This is a genomic window from Streptomyces sp. NPDC051963 (assembly GCF_044593495.1).
Taxonomy (GTDB): domain Bacteria; phylum Actinomycetota; class Actinomycetes; order Streptomycetales; family Streptomycetaceae; genus Streptomyces.
In genome coordinates, this window is the sequence record NZ_JBIUCC010000007.1 from 485,403 (window position 1) to 500,602 (window position 15,200).

The 15,200-nt window shown below is 70.9% G+C and carries 18 protein-coding genes; 13 read left to right on the forward strand and 5 right to left on the reverse strand.

Translation table 11 applies throughout. From position 1 onward, the window contains the following. The first annotated feature begins 15 nt into the window (after positions 1–15). The 4 genes from ACIHFB_RS30205 (at position 16) to ACIHFB_RS30220 (ending at position 4,140) form a co-directional block, all read left to right on the forward strand. On the forward strand, positions 16–1,014 hold the full coding sequence (locus ACIHFB_RS30205; RefSeq protein WP_365286941.1) for an ABC transporter permease: 999 nt from the start codon (positions 16–18) through the stop codon (positions 1,012–1,014). Then, positions 1,011–2,108, forward strand: coding sequence for an ABC transporter ATP-binding protein (locus ACIHFB_RS30210; RefSeq protein ID WP_365286943.1), 1,098 nt, complete (start codon positions 1,011–1,013; stop codon positions 2,106–2,108). The genes ACIHFB_RS30205 and ACIHFB_RS30210 overlap by 4 nt, the downstream gene beginning before the upstream one ends. Positions 2,109–2,119: 11 nt before the next feature. Beyond that, positions 2,120–3,406, forward strand: coding sequence for an ABC transporter ATP-binding protein (locus tag ACIHFB_RS30215; protein ID WP_400128632.1), 1,287 nt, complete (start codon positions 2,120–2,122; stop codon positions 3,404–3,406). Between the two features lie 77 nt (positions 3,407–3,483). Then, positions 3,484–4,140: a trimeric intracellular cation channel family protein gene (locus ACIHFB_RS30220; protein ID WP_400128633.1), complete on the forward strand. Its 657-nt coding sequence runs from the start codon at positions 3,484–3,486 to the stop codon at positions 4,138–4,140. On the opposite strand, the gene ACIHFB_RS30225 is transcribed toward ACIHFB_RS30220, so the two are convergent. Next, on the reverse strand, positions 4,049–5,257 hold the full coding sequence (locus tag ACIHFB_RS30225; protein WP_400128634.1) for an alpha/beta hydrolase: 1,209 nt from the start codon (positions 5,255–5,257) through the stop codon (positions 4,049–4,051). The two genes, ACIHFB_RS30220 and ACIHFB_RS30225, sit on opposite strands and share 92 nt — an antisense overlap. A 145-nt stretch (positions 5,258–5,402) precedes the next feature. Here ACIHFB_RS30225 and ACIHFB_RS30230 point away from each other — a divergent pair, with 145 nt between their 5' ends. Together ACIHFB_RS30230 and ACIHFB_RS30235 are read left to right on the forward strand one after the other, a co-directional pair. Next, complete coding sequence (locus tag ACIHFB_RS30230; protein ID WP_400128635.1) at positions 5,403–6,263, forward strand: thioesterase family protein; 861 nt, start codon at positions 5,403–5,405, stop codon at positions 6,261–6,263. A 189-nt stretch (positions 6,264–6,452) separates the two neighbouring features. After that, a complete protein-coding gene (locus ACIHFB_RS30235; RefSeq protein WP_365286953.1) occupies positions 6,453–6,860 on the forward strand; it encodes a hypothetical protein in 408 nt (135 codons plus the stop codon). A 287-nt stretch (positions 6,861–7,147) separates the two neighbouring features. Here ACIHFB_RS30235 and ACIHFB_RS30240 read toward each other — a convergent pair whose 3' ends face one another. Continuing rightward, the gene (locus ACIHFB_RS30240; protein WP_365286955.1) at positions 7,148–7,774 is read right to left on the reverse strand and encodes a TetR family transcriptional regulator; all 627 of its coding nucleotides are present in this window, start codon (positions 7,772–7,774) and stop codon (positions 7,148–7,150) included. A 156-nt stretch (positions 7,775–7,930) separates the two neighbouring features. Between ACIHFB_RS30240 and ACIHFB_RS30245 the strand changes: the two genes are divergently transcribed. From ACIHFB_RS30245 to ACIHFB_RS30255, 3 genes are all read left to right on the forward strand, one after another. Beyond that, on the forward strand, positions 7,931–8,098 hold the full coding sequence (locus ACIHFB_RS30245) for a hypothetical protein (RefSeq protein ID WP_400128636.1): 168 nt from the start codon (positions 7,931–7,933) through the stop codon (positions 8,096–8,098). Between the two features lie 35 nt (positions 8,099–8,133). Beyond that, the gene (locus ACIHFB_RS30250; RefSeq protein ID WP_400128637.1) at positions 8,134–8,400 is read left to right on the forward strand and encodes a DUF4190 domain-containing protein; all 267 of its coding nucleotides are present in this window, start codon (positions 8,134–8,136) and stop codon (positions 8,398–8,400) included. A gap of 109 nt (positions 8,401–8,509) precedes the next feature. After that, positions 8,510–9,679 (forward strand): cysteine desulfurase family protein, encoded by a 1,170-nt coding sequence (locus ACIHFB_RS30255; protein ID WP_365286961.1) that lies wholly within the window; start codon positions 8,510–8,512, stop codon positions 9,677–9,679. 6 nt (positions 9,680–9,685) lie between these two features. Here the strand turns inward: ACIHFB_RS30255 and ACIHFB_RS30260 are convergent, their stop codons facing one another. Next, complete coding sequence (locus tag ACIHFB_RS30260) at positions 9,686–10,435, reverse strand: N-acetylmuramoyl-L-alanine amidase (RefSeq protein ID WP_400128638.1); 750 nt, start codon at positions 10,433–10,435, stop codon at positions 9,686–9,688. A 60-nt stretch (positions 10,436–10,495) separates the two neighbouring features. Here ACIHFB_RS30260 and mnmA point away from each other — a divergent pair, with 60 nt between their 5' ends. Then, entirely contained in the window at positions 10,496–11,626 is a 1,131-nt protein-coding gene (mnmA, locus tag ACIHFB_RS30265; RefSeq protein ID WP_365286965.1) for a tRNA 2-thiouridine(34) synthase MnmA, read from the forward strand. Between the two features lie 21 nt (positions 11,627–11,647). Here mnmA and ACIHFB_RS30270 read toward each other — a convergent pair whose 3' ends face one another. Then, a complete protein-coding gene (locus ACIHFB_RS30270) occupies positions 11,648–12,427 on the reverse strand; it encodes an alpha/beta fold hydrolase (protein ID WP_400128639.1) in 780 nt (259 codons plus the stop codon). 81 nt (positions 12,428–12,508) lie between these two features. Further along, on the reverse strand, positions 12,509–12,832 hold the full coding sequence (locus ACIHFB_RS30275; protein ID WP_400128640.1) for a DUF427 domain-containing protein: 324 nt from the start codon (positions 12,830–12,832) through the stop codon (positions 12,509–12,511). 50 nt (positions 12,833–12,882) lie between these two features. Between ACIHFB_RS30275 and ACIHFB_RS30280 the strand changes: the two genes are divergently transcribed. From ACIHFB_RS30280 to ACIHFB_RS30290, 3 genes are read left to right on the forward strand one after another with little or no spacing between them, the layout of a single operon-like run. Further along, a complete protein-coding gene (locus tag ACIHFB_RS30280) occupies positions 12,883–13,446 on the forward strand; it encodes a TIGR00730 family Rossman fold protein (protein WP_365286971.1) in 564 nt (187 codons plus the stop codon). 7 nt (positions 13,447–13,453) lie between these two features. After that, complete coding sequence (locus ACIHFB_RS30285; protein ID WP_400128641.1) at positions 13,454–14,152, forward strand: SDR family oxidoreductase; 699 nt, start codon at positions 13,454–13,456, stop codon at positions 14,150–14,152. Positions 14,153–14,183: 31 nt separating this feature from the next. Continuing rightward, on the forward strand, positions 14,184–15,191 hold the full coding sequence (locus ACIHFB_RS30290) for a methionine synthase (RefSeq protein ID WP_365286975.1): 1,008 nt from the start codon (positions 14,184–14,186) through the stop codon (positions 15,189–15,191). The last annotated feature ends 9 nt before the right edge of the window (positions 15,192–15,200 follow it).

Here is a 15,200-nt window from a genome sequence, read left to right on the forward strand (position 1 = left end):
AGCGGGCCGAGAGCTGTGCTCGCTTACCTCATCAGGCGGTTGTTCGCCGCCGTAGTGATGCTCGTGGTCATCATCCTGGTGGTCTTCAGCATCTTCTTCCTCGTCCCCAAGTGGGCGGGCGTCGACATCGCCACGAGTTTCGTGGGCAAGCAGGCCGACCCGGCCTCTGTCGAGGCGGTGCGGCAGAAGCTGGGCCTCGGCGACCCGGTCTACGCCCAGGTCTGGGAGTTCTTCAAGGGCATCTTCGTCGGCCGCACCTACTCGGGCGGCGGCGACGTCACCGAGTGCGCCGCACCGTGCTTCGGCTACTCCTTCCGCAGCGAGCAGGCCATCTGGCCGGTGCTGACCGACCGCTTCCCGGTGACCCTGGGTCTCGCGCTCGGCGCCGCCGTGCTGTGGCTGGTCTTCGGTGTGGCGGCGGGTGTGCTCTCCGCGCTGAAGCGGGGCACCCTGTGGGACCGCAGCGCGATGGTCGTCGCCCTCAGCGGTGTCTCCCTGCCCATCTACTTCACCGGCATGCTCAGCCTGGCGATCTTCGCCTACGGGCTGAACTGGATCGACGCGTCGTATGTGCCACTGGAGGACAGCTTCAGCGGCTGGCTGGGCGGCATGATCCTGCCGTGGATCACCCTCGCGTTCCTCTACGCGGCGATGTACGCCCGGATCACCCGCGCGACCATGCTGGAGATCCTCGGCGAGGACTACATCCGCACGGCCCGCGCCAAGGGCCTCAAGGAGCAGACCGTCATCGGCAAGCACGCCATGCGCTCGACGATGACGCCCATCCTCACGATGCTCGGCATGGACCTCGGCGCCCTCATCGGCGGCGCGATCCTGACCGAGACCACCTTCAACCTTCCCGGCTTGGGCCAGGCCGTGCTCACAGCCATCAGGAATCAGGACCTGCCCGTCATCCTGGGTGTCACCCTGATCACTTCTCTCGCGGTGCTCTTCGCCAACCTCGTGGTGGACATCCTGTACGCCGTGATCGACCCCCGAGTGAGGCTCGCATGACCGAACTGAGCAAGACCGGCGCGGCAGTAGGGGAGCCCACCGGCGCCTCGCCCGCCCCGACCGCCTTCCTCGAAGTGCGCGACCTGAAGGTGCACTTCCCGACCGACGACGGCCTGGTCAAGTCCGTCGACGGGCTCAGCTTCCAGCTGGAGAAGGGCAAGACCCTCGGCATCGTGGGCGAGTCGGGCTCCGGCAAGTCGGTGACCTCGCTCGGCATCATGGGCCTGCACACCGCCGGCCAGTACGGCAAGCGCAAGGCGCAGATCTCCGGCGAGATCTGGCTGGACGGCACCGAGCTGCTGTCCGCCGACCCCGACCACGTACGCAGGCTGCGCGGCCGCGAGATGGCGATGATCTTCCAGGATCCGCTGTCCGCGCTGCACCCGTACTACACGATCGGCCAGCAGATCGTGGAGGCGTACCGCATCCACAACAACGTCGACAAGAAGACCGCCAAGCGGCGCGCGATCGAGATGCTCGACCGGGTGGGCATCCCGCAGCCGGACAAGCGGGTCGACAGCTACGCGCACGAGTTCTCCGGCGGTATGCGCCAGCGCGCGATGATCGCGATGTCGCTGGTCAACAACCCCGAGCTGCTCATCGCGGACGAGCCGACGACCGCCCTCGACGTGACCGTCCAGGCGCAGATCCTCGACCTGATCCGCGATCTGCAGAAGGAGTTCGGCTCCGCGGTCATCATCATCACCCACGACCTGGGCGTCGTCGCCGAGCTCTCCGACGACATCCTGGTGATGTACGGCGGCCGTTGTGTGGAGCGCGGCCCGGCCGAGAAGGTGTTCTACGAGCCCCGCCACCCCTACACCTGGGGTCTGCTCGGATCGATGCCGCGTCTGGACCGTGAGCAGCAGGAGCGGCTGATCCCGGTCAAGGGCTCCCCGCCGTCGCTGATCAACATCCCGTCCGGCTGCGCCTTCAACCCGCGCTGCCCGTACGCCGACATCCCCAAGGACGACCTCACCCGCACGGTCCGCCCCGAGCTGACCGAGGTCGGCAGCCAGCACTGGGCCGCCTGCCACATGTCCAGGGAGCAGCGGGAGCGGATCTGGACCGAAGAGATTGCGCCGAAGCTGTGAGCGAGGACAAAGTGAGCATCCCTGCGCAGAGCCAAGGCACGGTGATCACCAAGGGCGACGCCGCCCACGGCGAGACCCTGCTGAAGGTGACCGGGCTTCAGAAGCACTTCCCGATCCGCAAGGGCCTGCTCCAGCGGCAGGTCGGTGCGGTGCGCGCGGTCGACGGCATCGACTTCGAGGTCAAGTCCGGCGAAACCCTCGGTGTGGTCGGCGAGTCGGGCTGCGGCAAGTCGACGATGGGCCGGCTGATCACGCGGCTGCTCGAACCGACGGCCGGCACGGTCGAGTTCGAGGGCAAGGACATCACGCACCTCGGCGTGAGCGGGATGCGCCCGATGCGCCGCGATGTGCAGATGATCTTCCAGGACCCGTACTCCTCGCTGAACCCGCGCCACACCATCGGCACGATCATCGGCGCCCCCTTCCGGCTCCAGGGCGTCAAGCCCGAGGGCGGCATCAAGAAGGAAGTGCAGCGGCTGCTGTCGGTGGTCGGTCTCAACCCCGAGCACTACAACCGCTATCCGCACGAGTTCTCCGGCGGTCAGCGTCAGCGCATCGGCATCGCCCGTGCACTGGCCCTGAACCCGAAGCTGGTCGTCGCGGACGAGCCGGTCTCGGCGCTCGACGTGTCGATCCAGGCGCAGGTGGTGAACCTGCTCGACGACCTCCAGCAGGAGCTGGGCCTGACGTACGTGATCATCGCGCACGACCTGTCGGTCGTCCGGCACGTCTCGGACCGGATCGCGGTGATGTACCTCGGCAAGATCGTCGAGCTCGCCGACCGCGAGTCGCTGTACAGGGCGCCGATGCACCCGTACACCAAGGCGCTGATGTCGGCGGTGCCGATCCCGGACCCGCGGCGCAAGAACGCCAAGAGCGAGCGGATCCTGCTCAAGGGCGACGTGCCCTCGCCGATCTCCCCGCCGAGCGGCTGCCGCTTCCACACCCGGTGCTGGAAGGCGACGCAGATCTGCACGACCACCGAGCCGCCGCTCCTCGAGCTGAAGCCCGGCCAGCAGGTCGCCTGCCACCACCCGGAGAACTTCGAGGACCAGGCCCCGCAGGACACGGTTCTGCTCTCCGCGGCCAAGGAGGCTGCGGCGCTGGTGGCGGACGAGGTGCTCGCGGAGTCGGCGGAGACCAGCGCGGCGGTGGCGAAGGCGGTGTCGGCCGAGCCCACGAAGGCACCGGAGGCGCCGGAGTCGACGGACGCGACCGAGTCGGCGGACGCCCCCGAGGCGCCGGAGCCGACGGACTCGCAGGAGCGGCCGGACTCTTCGGAGCCGTCGGACAAGTAGCTCCTGCAAGAAGCACTTCGAGGGGCGTGGACCTTTGTTTGTAAGGTCCACGCCCCTCGACGCGTCAGAATGTTCGGGTGCTCCAGCAACTCTTCAGCCCGTCCGTCCAGCACACGCTCGACCTGATCGGCATCTTCGTCTTCGCCATCTCCGGCGCGCTGCTGGCCGTCCGCAAGAACTTCGACGTCTTCGGCATCGCCGTCCTCGCCGAGGTCACCGCGCTCGGCGGCGGGCTCTTCCGCGACCTGGTCATCGGCGCCGTACCGCCCGCGGCCTTCACGGATCTGGGGTACTTCCTCACTCCGCTGCTCGCCGCCCTCCTGGTCTTCTTCCTGCACCCGCATGTGGAACGCATCCAGGTCGGCGTGAACGTCTTCGACGCGGCGGGCCTCGGCCTGTTCTGTGTCTCGGGAACGACGAAGGCGTACGAGTACGGGCTCAACCTGACCGCCTCGGCGACGCTGGGCCTGGCGACCGCCGTCGGCGGCGGTGTGCTCCGGGACGTCCTCGCCAACGAGGTGCCGTCACTGCTGCGCTGGGACCGCGACCTGTACGCCGTCCCCGCGATGGTCGGCGCCACGATGGTCGTGCTGTGCATCCGCTACGACGCTCTGACCCCGCTCGCCAGCGGGTTCGCGGCCCTCACGGCCTTCGTGCTGCGGCTACTGGCGATGCGGTTCCACTGGCGAGCGCCGCGCGCCTGGAACCGACGGTCGACGGTACGGGAGGAGTAGTCCCCGCCAGCCGGCTGAGCCATTCGAAGGCCGGGACCACCTGCGGCTCCCACAGCGCCATCGTGTGGCCGCCCGCACTGCGCGGCAGGAACACCACCTGCACGGAGGTCGGCGCCTTCGCGGCTTGCTTCAGGGCCATGGCCGCCTCGTACCCGTCGTGCGGCTGGCCGGAGAGGTAGAGCGCGACCGGGGGTGGGGTGCGGGCCTTGCGCAGCAGGAGATACGGATCGTTCTCCGCGCGCAGCTCCGGGGACCTGGAGGTGAGCGAGGCGTGCTCGGCGATCGGGTCGTTGTAGCCGGACAGGCTGACGGCGGCCCGGTAGCGGTCGGGGTGGGCGACGGCGAGCTTCGTGGCGCAGTGCCCGCCCGCCGAGTAGCCGGCCACCGCCCAGCCCCTGGGTGCGGGCTGGGCACGGAAGTTGGCCATGACCATCCGCGGCACGTCGACGCTCAGCCAGCTGTCGGCGTTCACCTTGCCCGGGATGTTCGCGCAGCCGGTGTCCACCCCGGGCAGCAGGGTGGTGCGCGGCGCCACCAGGATGAACGGCGCGACCCGGCCGCTGCGCATCAGCGGCAGCAACTGCTCGTGCGCGCGCATGGTCTTGAACCACGCCCGAGCCGAGCCGGGATAGCCCGGCAGCAGCTCCACCACCGGGAACTTGTGATGGCGGTAGGCGGGCTCGTGGTACTGCGGCGGCAGCCAGACGTAGACCTCGGCGCGCACGCCCGAGACCTGGCCCGTCAGCCGGGTGACCCGCACGCCGCCGGCCGCGCTCATGCCCGGCCCGAGGGCGGGTGAGAACGTCTGCCGGACCGGGGGCAACTCGTTGAGCGCGATGCCGCCGGTGCCGTCCGGGCCGAGGTCGGCCGCCTGCTGCACGTGGTTGCCCGTGCCGAGCAGGTCGCCCCAGTCGTCGTACAGCATGTTCTGGTTGTTGACCAGCACGAAGACGAGCGCGACGGCCGTGCCCTGGGCGAAGACCAGCATCAGCATCCGGGCGAGGGCGCGCAGGGCCCGGGGGCCGCGGATCCGCGACCACAGGGCGAGCGGCAGCGCGAGGGCGACGAGGGACAGCACGATCAGGGTGCAGAGGAACGGGGTCCCGGTAAGGCTCATGTCCCTACAGAGGGGTGGAAACGGCCTCGGGTTTACGGACGAGTGCGGACACTTACCGAGAAATTGTGCGGGCCTCACCCTCCGAGGACTGCGGGCGGGCAGGGGAAAGCTACCGCTTAGTAGTTACCTGTTGTACCGTTCATCCATGCCAGAAGCAGCCTCCGCCCCGGCCACGCGGGCCACGATCGGCGACAGCGAGTTCGACCGGGACACCGCGCTCGCCCCGCGCGAACCCGGCGTCTACGACATCGACCTCTCCGCCGGCTGGACGATCATCAATGCCGTCAACGGCGGCTATCTGCTGGCCGTGCTGGGCCGCGCCCTCGCGGACGCACTGCCGCACGGCGACCCCTTCACGATCTCCGCGCACTACCTCACCGCCTCCCGGCCCGGCCCGGCGATCGTCCGCACGGACGTCGTCCGCACCGGCCGTACGCTCTCCACCGGTCAGGCCTCGCTCTTCCAGTACGACGACGAGGGCCGCGAGGTCGAACGCATCCGCGTCCTCGCCTCCTACGGCGACCTCGGCTCCCTGCCGGACGACGTCCGTACGACGGCCCGGCCGCCCGCGATCCCGCCCATGGGCCAGTGCTTCGGCCCCGAGGACGGGCCTGCCCCGGTCTCCGGCAGCTCCGCGATCGCCGACCGGCTGATGCTGAAGCTCGACCCGTCGACCCTGGGCTGGGCGCTCGGATCCCCGTCGGGCAAGGGCGAGATGCGGGCCTGGTTCGGGCTCGCCGACGGCCGGGACCACGACCCCTTCTCGCTGCTCCTCGCGGTGGACGCGCTGCCCCCGACCGCCTTCGAGATCGGCCTCAGCGGCTGGGTCCCGACGGTCGAACTGACCGTCCACGTCCGCTGCCGCCCCGCCCCGGGCCCGCTGCGGGTCTCCATCACCACACGCAACCTCGCCGGCGGCTTCCTGGAGGAGGACGCCGAGGTCTGGGACAGCGCGGACCGACTGGTCGCCCAGTCACGTCAGTTGGCGCGCGTGCGGCTTTCATGACGCTTCTGTCACGGGGCTGTACCAGCAGTCAAGTCGAGGATCGATACGAAGTCGCAGGTCAGCGCGGTGCGTTGGCATCTGCTTTGCCTGGTTGACAGGCCGTGGACAGGGCAGCCCCAAGGAAGCCCTAAGAGCCGTTGATTGAGTGCCCGCCTCAGGACTCCCTCATCGTTCTTGGAGCTGTTTCTCATGAAGCGTGCGCGCCTCGTCCCCGCCGTGGCCCTGCTGGCTCTCTCGCCGCTGCTGCTCACGGCCTGCGGTGGTTCGGACGACTCGTCGTCCACCTCGAACAGCGGCAACTCCGGCCAGCAGCAGGCCTGTCCGTCCGGCAACCCGTCCGGCATGCCGAGCGGCAACGCCTCCGCCATGCCCAGCGGTGCGCCGTCGGGCGCGCCGACCGGCGCGGCCGCCTCCGGCGCACCCAGCGGCGCACCCTCCGGCGCGCCGTCCGGTGCCCCCGGCGGCGGTCAGGGTGGTCCCGGCGGTGGCCAGGGCGGCGGCTGCGGCGGTGGCATGGGCGGCGGCGGTGGCCAGGGCGGTGGCATGCCCAGCGGGGCGCCGAGCGGCCGGCCGACCGACCAGGCGACGAAGAGCTGACCCACGGATCTCGTACGACGGAGGCGGGGGGGGCCGGGGCCCGGGCCCCCCCCCCCCCGGGGGGGGGGGCGGGGGGGGGGGGGGGGGCGCGGCCGGGGGGGGGGGGGGGGCGGGTTTTGCCGCGTGGGGGGGGGGGGGCCGGGGGGGGGCCCCCCCCGGGGGGCCGCGCGGGGCCCGCCCCCCCCCCGCGCCCAGTACGCCGGCCCCCCCCCCCCGGGCCCGCGGGGGGGGGGGGGCCGGGCCCCGGGCCCCCCCGCCTCCGTGTGTGCTCTGCCGAGGGTGTGACGTCAGTCGAGCCAGTGCTGCCGGCCGATGCTGATGAGCCGTAGCTGCCGGGTCGCGACATGGGCGACGCGCTCGCGCTCCTCCTGCGGGGCGTCCAGCGCCTCCAGGAAGAGCGAGGCCGTGAACAGCATCTGGTCGACATAGAGGCTGGCGAGCATCGACAGATCGTCGTCGGTCCACCCCTCGGCCTCGGGGTCCTTGACCAGCTCGGTCTTCACCTCCTCGGCGAACCGGGCCAGTTGGTCGCGGATGGCCTCCCGCACCGGCCGGACCCCGCCGCTGCGCTCACGCGCGATGAAACGGATGTGGGCGGGGTGCGCCTCGACATGCCCGTCGATCAACGTGATGGCGCGGGCTATGCGTTCGTCGGCGTCGTCCGTCGCGGACACCACCAGCCGGATCATCTCGTGCAGGCTGCCGAGCGCCTCCTCGACCAACGCGACGCCCAGGTCTGCCGTGGAGCGGAAGTGCCGGTAGAAGGCGGTCGGAGCGACACCGACCTCGCGGGTCACCTCACGCAGGCCCAGGCTGCTCAGGCTCTGCTCCTCCAGCAGTCCCAGGGCGGCGTCCAGGAGCGCCTGCCGGGTTTTCTGTTTCTGGGCCTGCCGGAGGCCGAGGGTGTGACTCATGCCATGCAGTTAACAACTGTTCTCCGTAATTGAAAAGCCGTGGGGCGCGCTAGACTCATCAGTCAGTGAACAGTTGTAACCACAATCGTTCACTGAACCGTAACGCGAGGCACATCCACTGCCTCCCGGACGCACCTCGGAGGGGGATCCGATCCCATGTTTTTCCTCGTTGCCGCACTCCTGCTGCTGGGCATCGTCATGGGCGCCGTGGCCCATGCGCCGCTCGAGCTCTCCGTCGTCGCCGCCGTCGTGATCGCCGCCTGGCTCGGCATCTTCGCGCTCCGCGAGCGCCGCGGCCGCCGGCGCCACACATCCACCAACTGACCGCTCGGCCCACGCCCTTCGGGAGCTGAATCACCATGCAACTCACCGCACCCGCCACCCGCCCCACCAACGCCCGCGACGCCGACGGCATGGCCGTCGCCGCCTTCATCCTCGGCCTCGTGGGGCTCCTCGTCCTCAACCTCTTCCTCGGTCCGATCGCCATCGCCCTGGCGGTCACGGCCCTCTGGCGCGGTACGGCTCGCAAGGGCCGCGCCTACCTGGGCCTGGGGCTCGGCATCGCCGACCTGCTCGTCCTGCTGGCGTTCATGCAGGCGGACAGCACGATGTCGTGGAGCTTCTGAGCTACCGCCAGGCGCACCCGCACGGCCCGCGCCGGGCCCGTCGCAAGGGAGTCCGGACGCAACCGGTGGCCCGAGCCCAGCGCGGCGGACCCGTAGAATCGGCGTCACCATGGCATACCTCGACCACGCCGCGACCACCCCGATGCTCCCCGAGGCAGTCGAGGCACTCACCGCGCACCTCGGCATCACGGGCAACGCGTCCTCGCTCCACGCATCGGGCCGCCGGGCAAGGCGAACCGTGGAGGAGGCCCGCGAAGCGCTGGCCGAAGCCCTCGCCGCCCGCCCCAGCGAGGTCGTCTTCACCTCCGGCGGCACCGAGGCCGACAACCTCGCCGTCAAGGGCCTGTACTGGTCCCGCCGAGACGCCGACCCGGCCCGCACCCGGGTCCTCGCAAGCCCGGTGGAGCACCACGCCGTCCTCGACGCCGTGCACTGGCTCGGCGAACACGAGGGCGCCACGGTCGAGTACCTCCCGGTCGACACCTATGGCCGGGTCCATCCCGACGCCCTCCGCGAGGCCATCGCCCGCAATCCCGACGATGTGGCCCTCGCCACCGTGATGTGGGCGAACAACGAGATCGGCACGGTCCTGCCGGTCCGTGAACTCGCCGAGACCGCCGCCGAGTTCGACGTCCCCCTGCACGCCGACGCCGTCCAGGCCTTCGGCCAGGTCCCCGTCGACTTCGCCGCCTCCGGCCTCGCCGCGATGACGGTCTCGGGCCACAAGATCGGCGGGCCGTACGGCATCGGCGCGCTGCTGCTCGGCCGTGAGTACACGCCCGTACCCGTCCTGCACGGCGGCGGTCAGGAGCGGCACGTCCGCTCCGGCACCCTCGACGTCCCGGCCATCGCCTCCTTCGCGGTCGCCGGACGCCTCGCCGCCGAACAGCGCGAGTGGTTCGCACGGGAGATCGGCGCTCTGCGGGACGACCTGATCGCGGCGGTCCGTTCGGCGGTGCCGGACGCGATCCTCGGCGGTGACCCTTCGACCGAGGGCCGCCTTCCGGCGAACGCCCACTTCACGTTCCCGGGCTGTGAAGGGGACTCGCTGCTCCTTCTCCTGGACGCCCAGGGCATCGAATGCTCCACCGGCTCGGCCTGTACGGCCGGTGTGGCCCAGCCCAGCCATGTCCTCCTCGCCACCGGGACCGACCCGGACCTCGCCCGCGGCACCCTCCGCTTCTCCCTCGGCCACACCTCGACGGAAGCGGACGTGGAGGCGCTGGCCAAGGCGATCGGCCCGGCGGTGGAGCGGGCCAGGGTGGCCGGACTCAGCTGACGCCGCTCAGGTCCGGCCCGCCCGTTGTGTCCCGGCCGTCGGTCCGGCGGCCGCGTCCCGGACCAGCCGCATGTACCGGTCCCAGTCCCAGCCCTCACCCGGGTCGGTGTGGTCCGTGCCCGGCACCTCCACGTGCCCGATGATGTGCTCCCGGTCGACGGGTATGTCGTAGCGCGCGCAGATACGGGCCGTCAGACGGGCGGAGGCGGCGTACATCTCGTCCGTGAAGTCCTCCGGACGGTCGACGAAGCCCTCGTGCTCGATGCCGACGCTCCGTTCGTTGTAGTCGCGGTTGCCCGCGTGGTACGCCACGTCCAGCTCGCGGATCATCTGCGTGATGTGACCGTCCTTGCGGACGATGTAGTGCGCCGCCGCCCCGTGCCCCGGGTCCTGAAAGACCTTCACCGCGCTGTCGAAGCTGCCCTGGGTGACATGGATGACCACCATGTCTACGCCGAAGTCGTCGGGCCGGTCAGCGCGCCGCCAGTTCGCCGAGGACGCCGCCACCCACTTCGCGCCCGTGTAGTCGACCGCGCCCGCCTTGCGCGGCTTCTCCACGCCGGGCACCCGCCACCACAGGCGCCCCAGCTCGTCGCGCGCCAGCACGGCCGCGCCCACCGCGGCGACCGCGGTGCCGGCCAGCAGGGCCCGCCGCCCGATGTGCCGGTCGGTGTCCTTGCCCCCGGAGCCGTCGGCCGCGCTCCCGGTGTCCTCGGATGCGCTCCCGGTGTCCTTGGATGCTCTTCTCGCCCCCATGTGATCGTGAACGGATACTCGTGAGCCTTGGTTCCCGCGGGCCCTTACCCTGGAAGGGCTATGACTGAGACTCCGCTGCGCCCCCGTCCCCTCCGCGTACTCGCCGCCATGTCGGGCGGCGTGGACTCCGCCGTCGCCGCCGCCCGCGCGGCCGAGGCGGGCCACGACGTGACCGGCGTCCACCTCGCGCTCTCCGCGAACCCGCAGTCCTTCCGTACGGGCGCGCGCGGCTGTTGCACCATCGAGGACTCCCGCGACGCCCGCCGCGCCGCCGACGTCATCGGCATCCCCTTCTACGTGTGGGATCTCGCCGACCGCTTCCGCGAGGACGTCGTCGAGGACTTCGTCGCCGAGTACGAGGCCGGCCGCACCCCGAACCCCTGTCTGCGCTGCAACGAGAAGATCAAGTTCGCCGCCCTGCTGGACAAGGCGCTCGCACTCGGCTTCGACGCGGTGTGCACCGGCCACTACGCCAAGGTGATCGTGAAGGAGGACGGCATCCGCGAGCTGCACCGCGCCTCCGACATGGCGAAGGACCAGTCGTACGTCCTCGGCGTCCTGGACGACCGGCAGCTCGCCCACGCGATGTTCCCGCTCGGCGACACCCTGACCACGAAGGACGAGATCCGCGCGGAGGCCGAGCGGCGCGGCCTCGCCGTCGCCAAGAAGCCCGACTCGCACGACATCTGCTTCATCGCCGACGGCGACACCCAGGGCTTCCTGGCGAACCGGCTGGGCAAGGCGGAGGGCGACATCGTCGACGAGTCCGGCGCGAAGGTCGGCACGCACGAGGGCGCGTACGGCTTCACCATCGGCCAGCGCAAGGGGCTGAGGATCGGCCACCCGGCGTCCGACGGCAAGCCGCGCTACGTCCTCGACATCTCCCCGGTGGACAACACGGTGACGGTCGGCCCCGCCGCCGCCCTCGACGTCACCGGGCTGACCGCGATCAAGCCCCGCTGGTGCGGCGCGGCCCCCTCGGGCCCCGGCACCTACACGGCCCAGCTCCGGGCGCACGGCGGCGAGACCGAGGTCACCGCCGAACTGATCGACGGTTCCCTGGAGGTGTCGTTCACCGAGCCGGTCCGCGGAGTGGCCCCCGGCCAGGCGATCGTCCTGTACGACGACACGCGCGTGGTGGGGTCGGCGACGATCGCTTCGACGACGCGGGCGAGGGCCGTATCGGCGTAGCCGTCGCGTGAGTGGTGCTGTCTACCGCGTGAAGAACTCGGCGAGCACCGGCGCCAGAACCTGCGGGTCCACCATGTGCGTCTGCCCCTCCAGGCTCCGGTACGTGCCCTCGGGTGCCGTCTCCGCGACCGCCTGCGTCGCCTCGCGCAGCCATGCCGGGCTTGCGTCGCCCGCGACGGCCAGGACGGGGACGGGAATCGAGGCGAGCCGGTGCCGGGGGAGGAGTCCGTCGCCCATGACGGCGTTGTCGTAGGCCAGGCTCGGTGCGATGGACTCCATGCCGGACCACATGGGGGACTGGCGGGCGCCCTGGATCATCTCCTCGGCCAGCCCCGTCAGCCGCAGGAACAGCTCGACGGCGTCGCCACGCCGGTCCTCCGCCAGCGCCGCCGTCAGCCGCTCGGTGTACTCGGCGCGCTCCTCGGCCCCGCCCTCGTACACGGCGAACGGCGTCTCGTAGACGGCCACCTTGCTGACCGGCAGCCCGCTCGCCGCCGCCTCGAGGACCAGTGCGCCGCCCGACGAGATGCCGTACAGGGCGGCCTGTCCGCCCACCGCGTCGATGAGCGCCGCGAGATCCTCGACCTCCCGCTGAACCGTGTACGGCGGCGTGTCACCGCTCTCGCCGCGCCCCCGGCGGTCGTACACGACGACACTGAAGCCACCGGAGAGCAGCCCGGCCAGCGGCGCCACCGTGGCGCCGGTGGACATCGCGCCGCTGACCAGGACGACCGCCGGACCCTGTCCGGTGCGGGTGTACGCGAGCGGGGTGCCGTCGCGAGAAAGGGTCTTCTTGTCCATGCCGTGGAGACTCCCACTCGGCACGGAACTAATCGGTCACGACACTTCCACTCGTGACACTTCCACTCACATCACTTCTGCTCAGATCACTTCTACTTCGTAGAAGCAGAGATGGTCCTTGATCTGGGAGACGTCGGGTTTGGGGTCGGGGTAGGACCAGACGAAGTCGGCCGCGTCCGGCAGCGACCAGTAGGAGGCCGTGCCCTTGAAGGGGCAGTACGTGTGCGTCTCGGAGGGGGTCAGGAGGTCCAGGCGTACGTCCTCGGCGGGGAGGTAGTAGCGCACGGGACAGCCGGTCTCGCGCAGGACCAAGGGGCGGTCGCTCTCCGCCACCACCTGGTCGTCGCGGACCACCCGCACGCGCTCGGTGCCCTGTTCGATCGTGATCGTGTGTCCATCAGCCATACCGGAAAAGCACTGGCGGGGCCCCGGTTCTTCCCGCGTACGGTGACTTCATGCGAATCTGCGTCTTTCTCTCCGCCGCCGACCTGTCCGACCGCTACACGCGCCCCGCGCGGGAGTTCGCGAAGCTCATCGGCAAGGGCGGTCACACGCTCGTGTGGGGCGGCTCCGACGTGGGCCTGATGAAGGTGGTCGCCGACGGCGTGCAGGAGACGGGCGGGCGGCTGCTCGGGGTCTGCGTGGACTTCCTAGCCGCCATGGTGCGCCCGGGCGCCGACGAGATGGTGATCGCACGGGATCTCGCGGAGCGCAAGAAGCTGCTGCTGGAGAAGGCCGACGCCGTGGTGATCATGGTGGGCGGCACCGGAACGCTGGACGAGGCGACCGAAATCCTGGAGCTGAAGAAGCACGGGCACACCGACAAGCCGGTGGTGCTGCTCAACACCGCGGGCTTCTACGACGGCCTGAAGGAGCAGTTCCGGCGCATGGAGGACGAGGGCTTCCTGCCCCGTCCGCTGACCGACCTGGTGTTCTTCGCCGAGGAGCCGGTGGGCGCGATGGCCTACCTGGAGGCTGCGACATCAGCGGCTCCCGCCGCGGGTCGAGGCGTGGCCTGATGCGAGCATGGCCCCCATGGCTACCCATGTGATCACCGGTGCCGGCAGCGGCATCGGAGCGGCCGTCGCCCGCCGTCTCCACGCGCGCGGGGACGAACTCGTCCTGCACGCGCGCGACGCGGGCCGCGCGAAAGAGCTGGCGTCGGAGTTCCCGGGCGCGCGGACGCTGGTCGGCGACCTGGCGGACCCGGCCAAGCTGAGCTGGGCCTTCTCGCACCAGACGCTGCCCGACCGGGTGGACTCCCTGCTGCACATCGCGGGCGTCGTCGACCTCGGTCCGGTCGGCGACCTGACCCCCAAGTCCTGGCTCCACCAGCTCAACGTCAATCTCGTCGCCCCCGCCGAACTGACCCGCCACTTCCTGCCCCAACTCCGCGCCGCCCGCGGCCACGTGGTGTTCGTCAACTCGGGCGCGGGACTTCGGGCCAGTGCCGACTGGTCCGCGTACGCCGCCTCCAAGCACGGTCTGAAGGCCCTGGCGGACGCTCTGCGCCACGAGGAGCACGGCAACGGCGTCCGGGTCACCTCCGTCTACCCGGGTCGCACGGCGAGCCCCATGCAGGCCAAGGTCCACCAGCAGGAGGGCAAGGACTACGACTCCTCGCAGTGGATCGACCCCGAGTCGGTGGCGACGACGATCCTGATGGCGCTCGATCTCCCCGCCGACGCGGAGGTCAACGACCTGACGGTGCGGCCTGGGCGCTGACCTCGGCCCGGCGGTTCCGTAGGCTTCCGGCGTGAGTGAAAACAGCCAGTTCACCTTCGGTCCCGCCACCGGCGTGGGCTCCATGCCGGGCGGCGACAGCCGTGAGGCCGCCAAAACCGTCACCGGGAGCTTCGAGGACTTCCCGTTCCTCCCCGAGCTGCCCGCCCGCGGCCCCGGCGCGGACATGATCGGCCGGACCGCAGGACTGCTCGTCGAGCTGTACGCGCGCGTGGAGCCCAGCGGCTGGCGGATCGGCGACCACCCGGGCCGGGACACCAAGCGGGCCCGGTCATGGCTGGGCGAAGACCTCGACGCGTTGGAGGAGTTCACCCAGGGACACGAGGGCCCGCTGAAGGTCCAGGCCGTCGGCCCGTGGACGCTGGCGGCCGCGCTGGAGCTGAAGAACGGCGAGGCCGCCCTCTCCGACACCGGTGCCTGCCGCGACCTCGCCGGCTCGCTCGCCGAAGGGCTGCGGGAGCACCTCGCTGAGGTCAAGCGCCGCGTACCCGGCGCCCGACTCGTCCTCCAGCTCGACGAACCCTCCCTCACCGCCGTACTGCGCGGCCAGGTGAGGTCCGCCAGCGGATACCGCACCCACCGGGCCTTCGACCGGCAGGTCGTCGAGGCCACGCTCCGGGATGTCGCCGGGGTTCACGAGGGCGGCCCGGTCGTGGTGCACTCGTGCGCACCGGACGTCCCGTTCGCCCTGCTGCGCCGGGCGGGCGCGACGGCGATCTCCTTCGACTTCTCCCTTCTCACCGAGCGTGACGACGACGTGATCGGCGAGGCGGTGGAAGGGGGCACCCGGCTCTTCGCCGGTGTCGTCCCGGGCACGGACGGCCCATTGTCAGACCCTGCCGGTAGCGTCATGGGTGTCAGAACGCTGTGGCGCAGGCTGGGGCTGCATCCGGGGCTTCTCGCGGAGGCGGTCACGGTCACGCCGTCGTGCGGACTCGCGGGGGCTTCCCCCGACTACGCGCGCAAGGCTCTCGCCCACTGCGTCCAGGCGGCGAGATCCCTCGCGGACAACCCAGAGTAACGGGAGGAC

Bases quoted from the DNA above. Each gene is read 5' to 3' on its own strand.
- ACIHFB_RS30225 (WP_400128634.1), bottom strand. From the start codon at position 5,257: ATGAGCCTTACCGGGACCCCGTTCCTCTGCACCCTGATCGTGCTGTCC.
- ACIHFB_RS30235 (WP_365286953.1), top strand. From the start codon at position 6,453: ATGAAGCGTGCGCGCCTCGTCCCCGCCGTGGCCCTGCTGGCTCTCTCG.
- mnmA (WP_365286965.1), top strand. From the start codon at position 10,496: ATGACTGAGACTCCGCTGCGCCCCCGTCCCCTCCGCGTACTCGCCGCC.
- ACIHFB_RS30280 (WP_365286971.1), top strand. From the start codon at position 12,883: ATGCGAATCTGCGTCTTTCTCTCCGCCGCCGACCTGTCCGACCGCTAC.
- ACIHFB_RS30210 (WP_365286943.1), top strand. From the start codon at position 1,011: ATGACCGAACTGAGCAAGACCGGCGCGGCAGTAGGGGAGCCCACCGGC.
- ACIHFB_RS30230 (WP_400128635.1), top strand. From the start codon at position 5,403: ATGCCAGAAGCAGCCTCCGCCCCGGCCACGCGGGCCACGATCGGCGAC.
- ACIHFB_RS30260 (WP_400128638.1), bottom strand. From the start codon at position 10,435: ATGGGGGCGAGAAGAGCATCCAAGGACACCGGGAGCGCATCCGAGGAC.
- ACIHFB_RS30255 (WP_365286961.1), top strand. From the start codon at position 8,510: ATGGCATACCTCGACCACGCCGCGACCACCCCGATGCTCCCCGAGGCA.
- ACIHFB_RS30275 (WP_400128640.1), bottom strand. From the start codon at position 12,832: ATGGCTGATGGACACACGATCACGATCGAACAGGGCACCGAGCGCGTG.
- ACIHFB_RS30245 (WP_400128636.1), top strand. From the start codon at position 7,931: ATGTTTTTCCTCGTTGCCGCACTCCTGCTGCTGGGCATCGTCATGGGC.
- ACIHFB_RS30240 (WP_365286955.1), bottom strand. From the start codon at position 7,774: ATGAGTCACACCCTCGGCCTCCGGCAGGCCCAGAAACAGAAAACCCGG.
- ACIHFB_RS30250 (WP_400128637.1), top strand. From the start codon at position 8,134: ATGCAACTCACCGCACCCGCCACCCGCCCCACCAACGCCCGCGACGCC.
- ACIHFB_RS30270 (WP_400128639.1), bottom strand. From the start codon at position 12,427: ATGGACAAGAAGACCCTTTCTCGCGACGGCACCCCGCTCGCGTACACC.
- ACIHFB_RS30285 (WP_400128641.1), top strand. From the start codon at position 13,454: ATGGCCCCCATGGCTACCCATGTGATCACCGGTGCCGGCAGCGGCATC.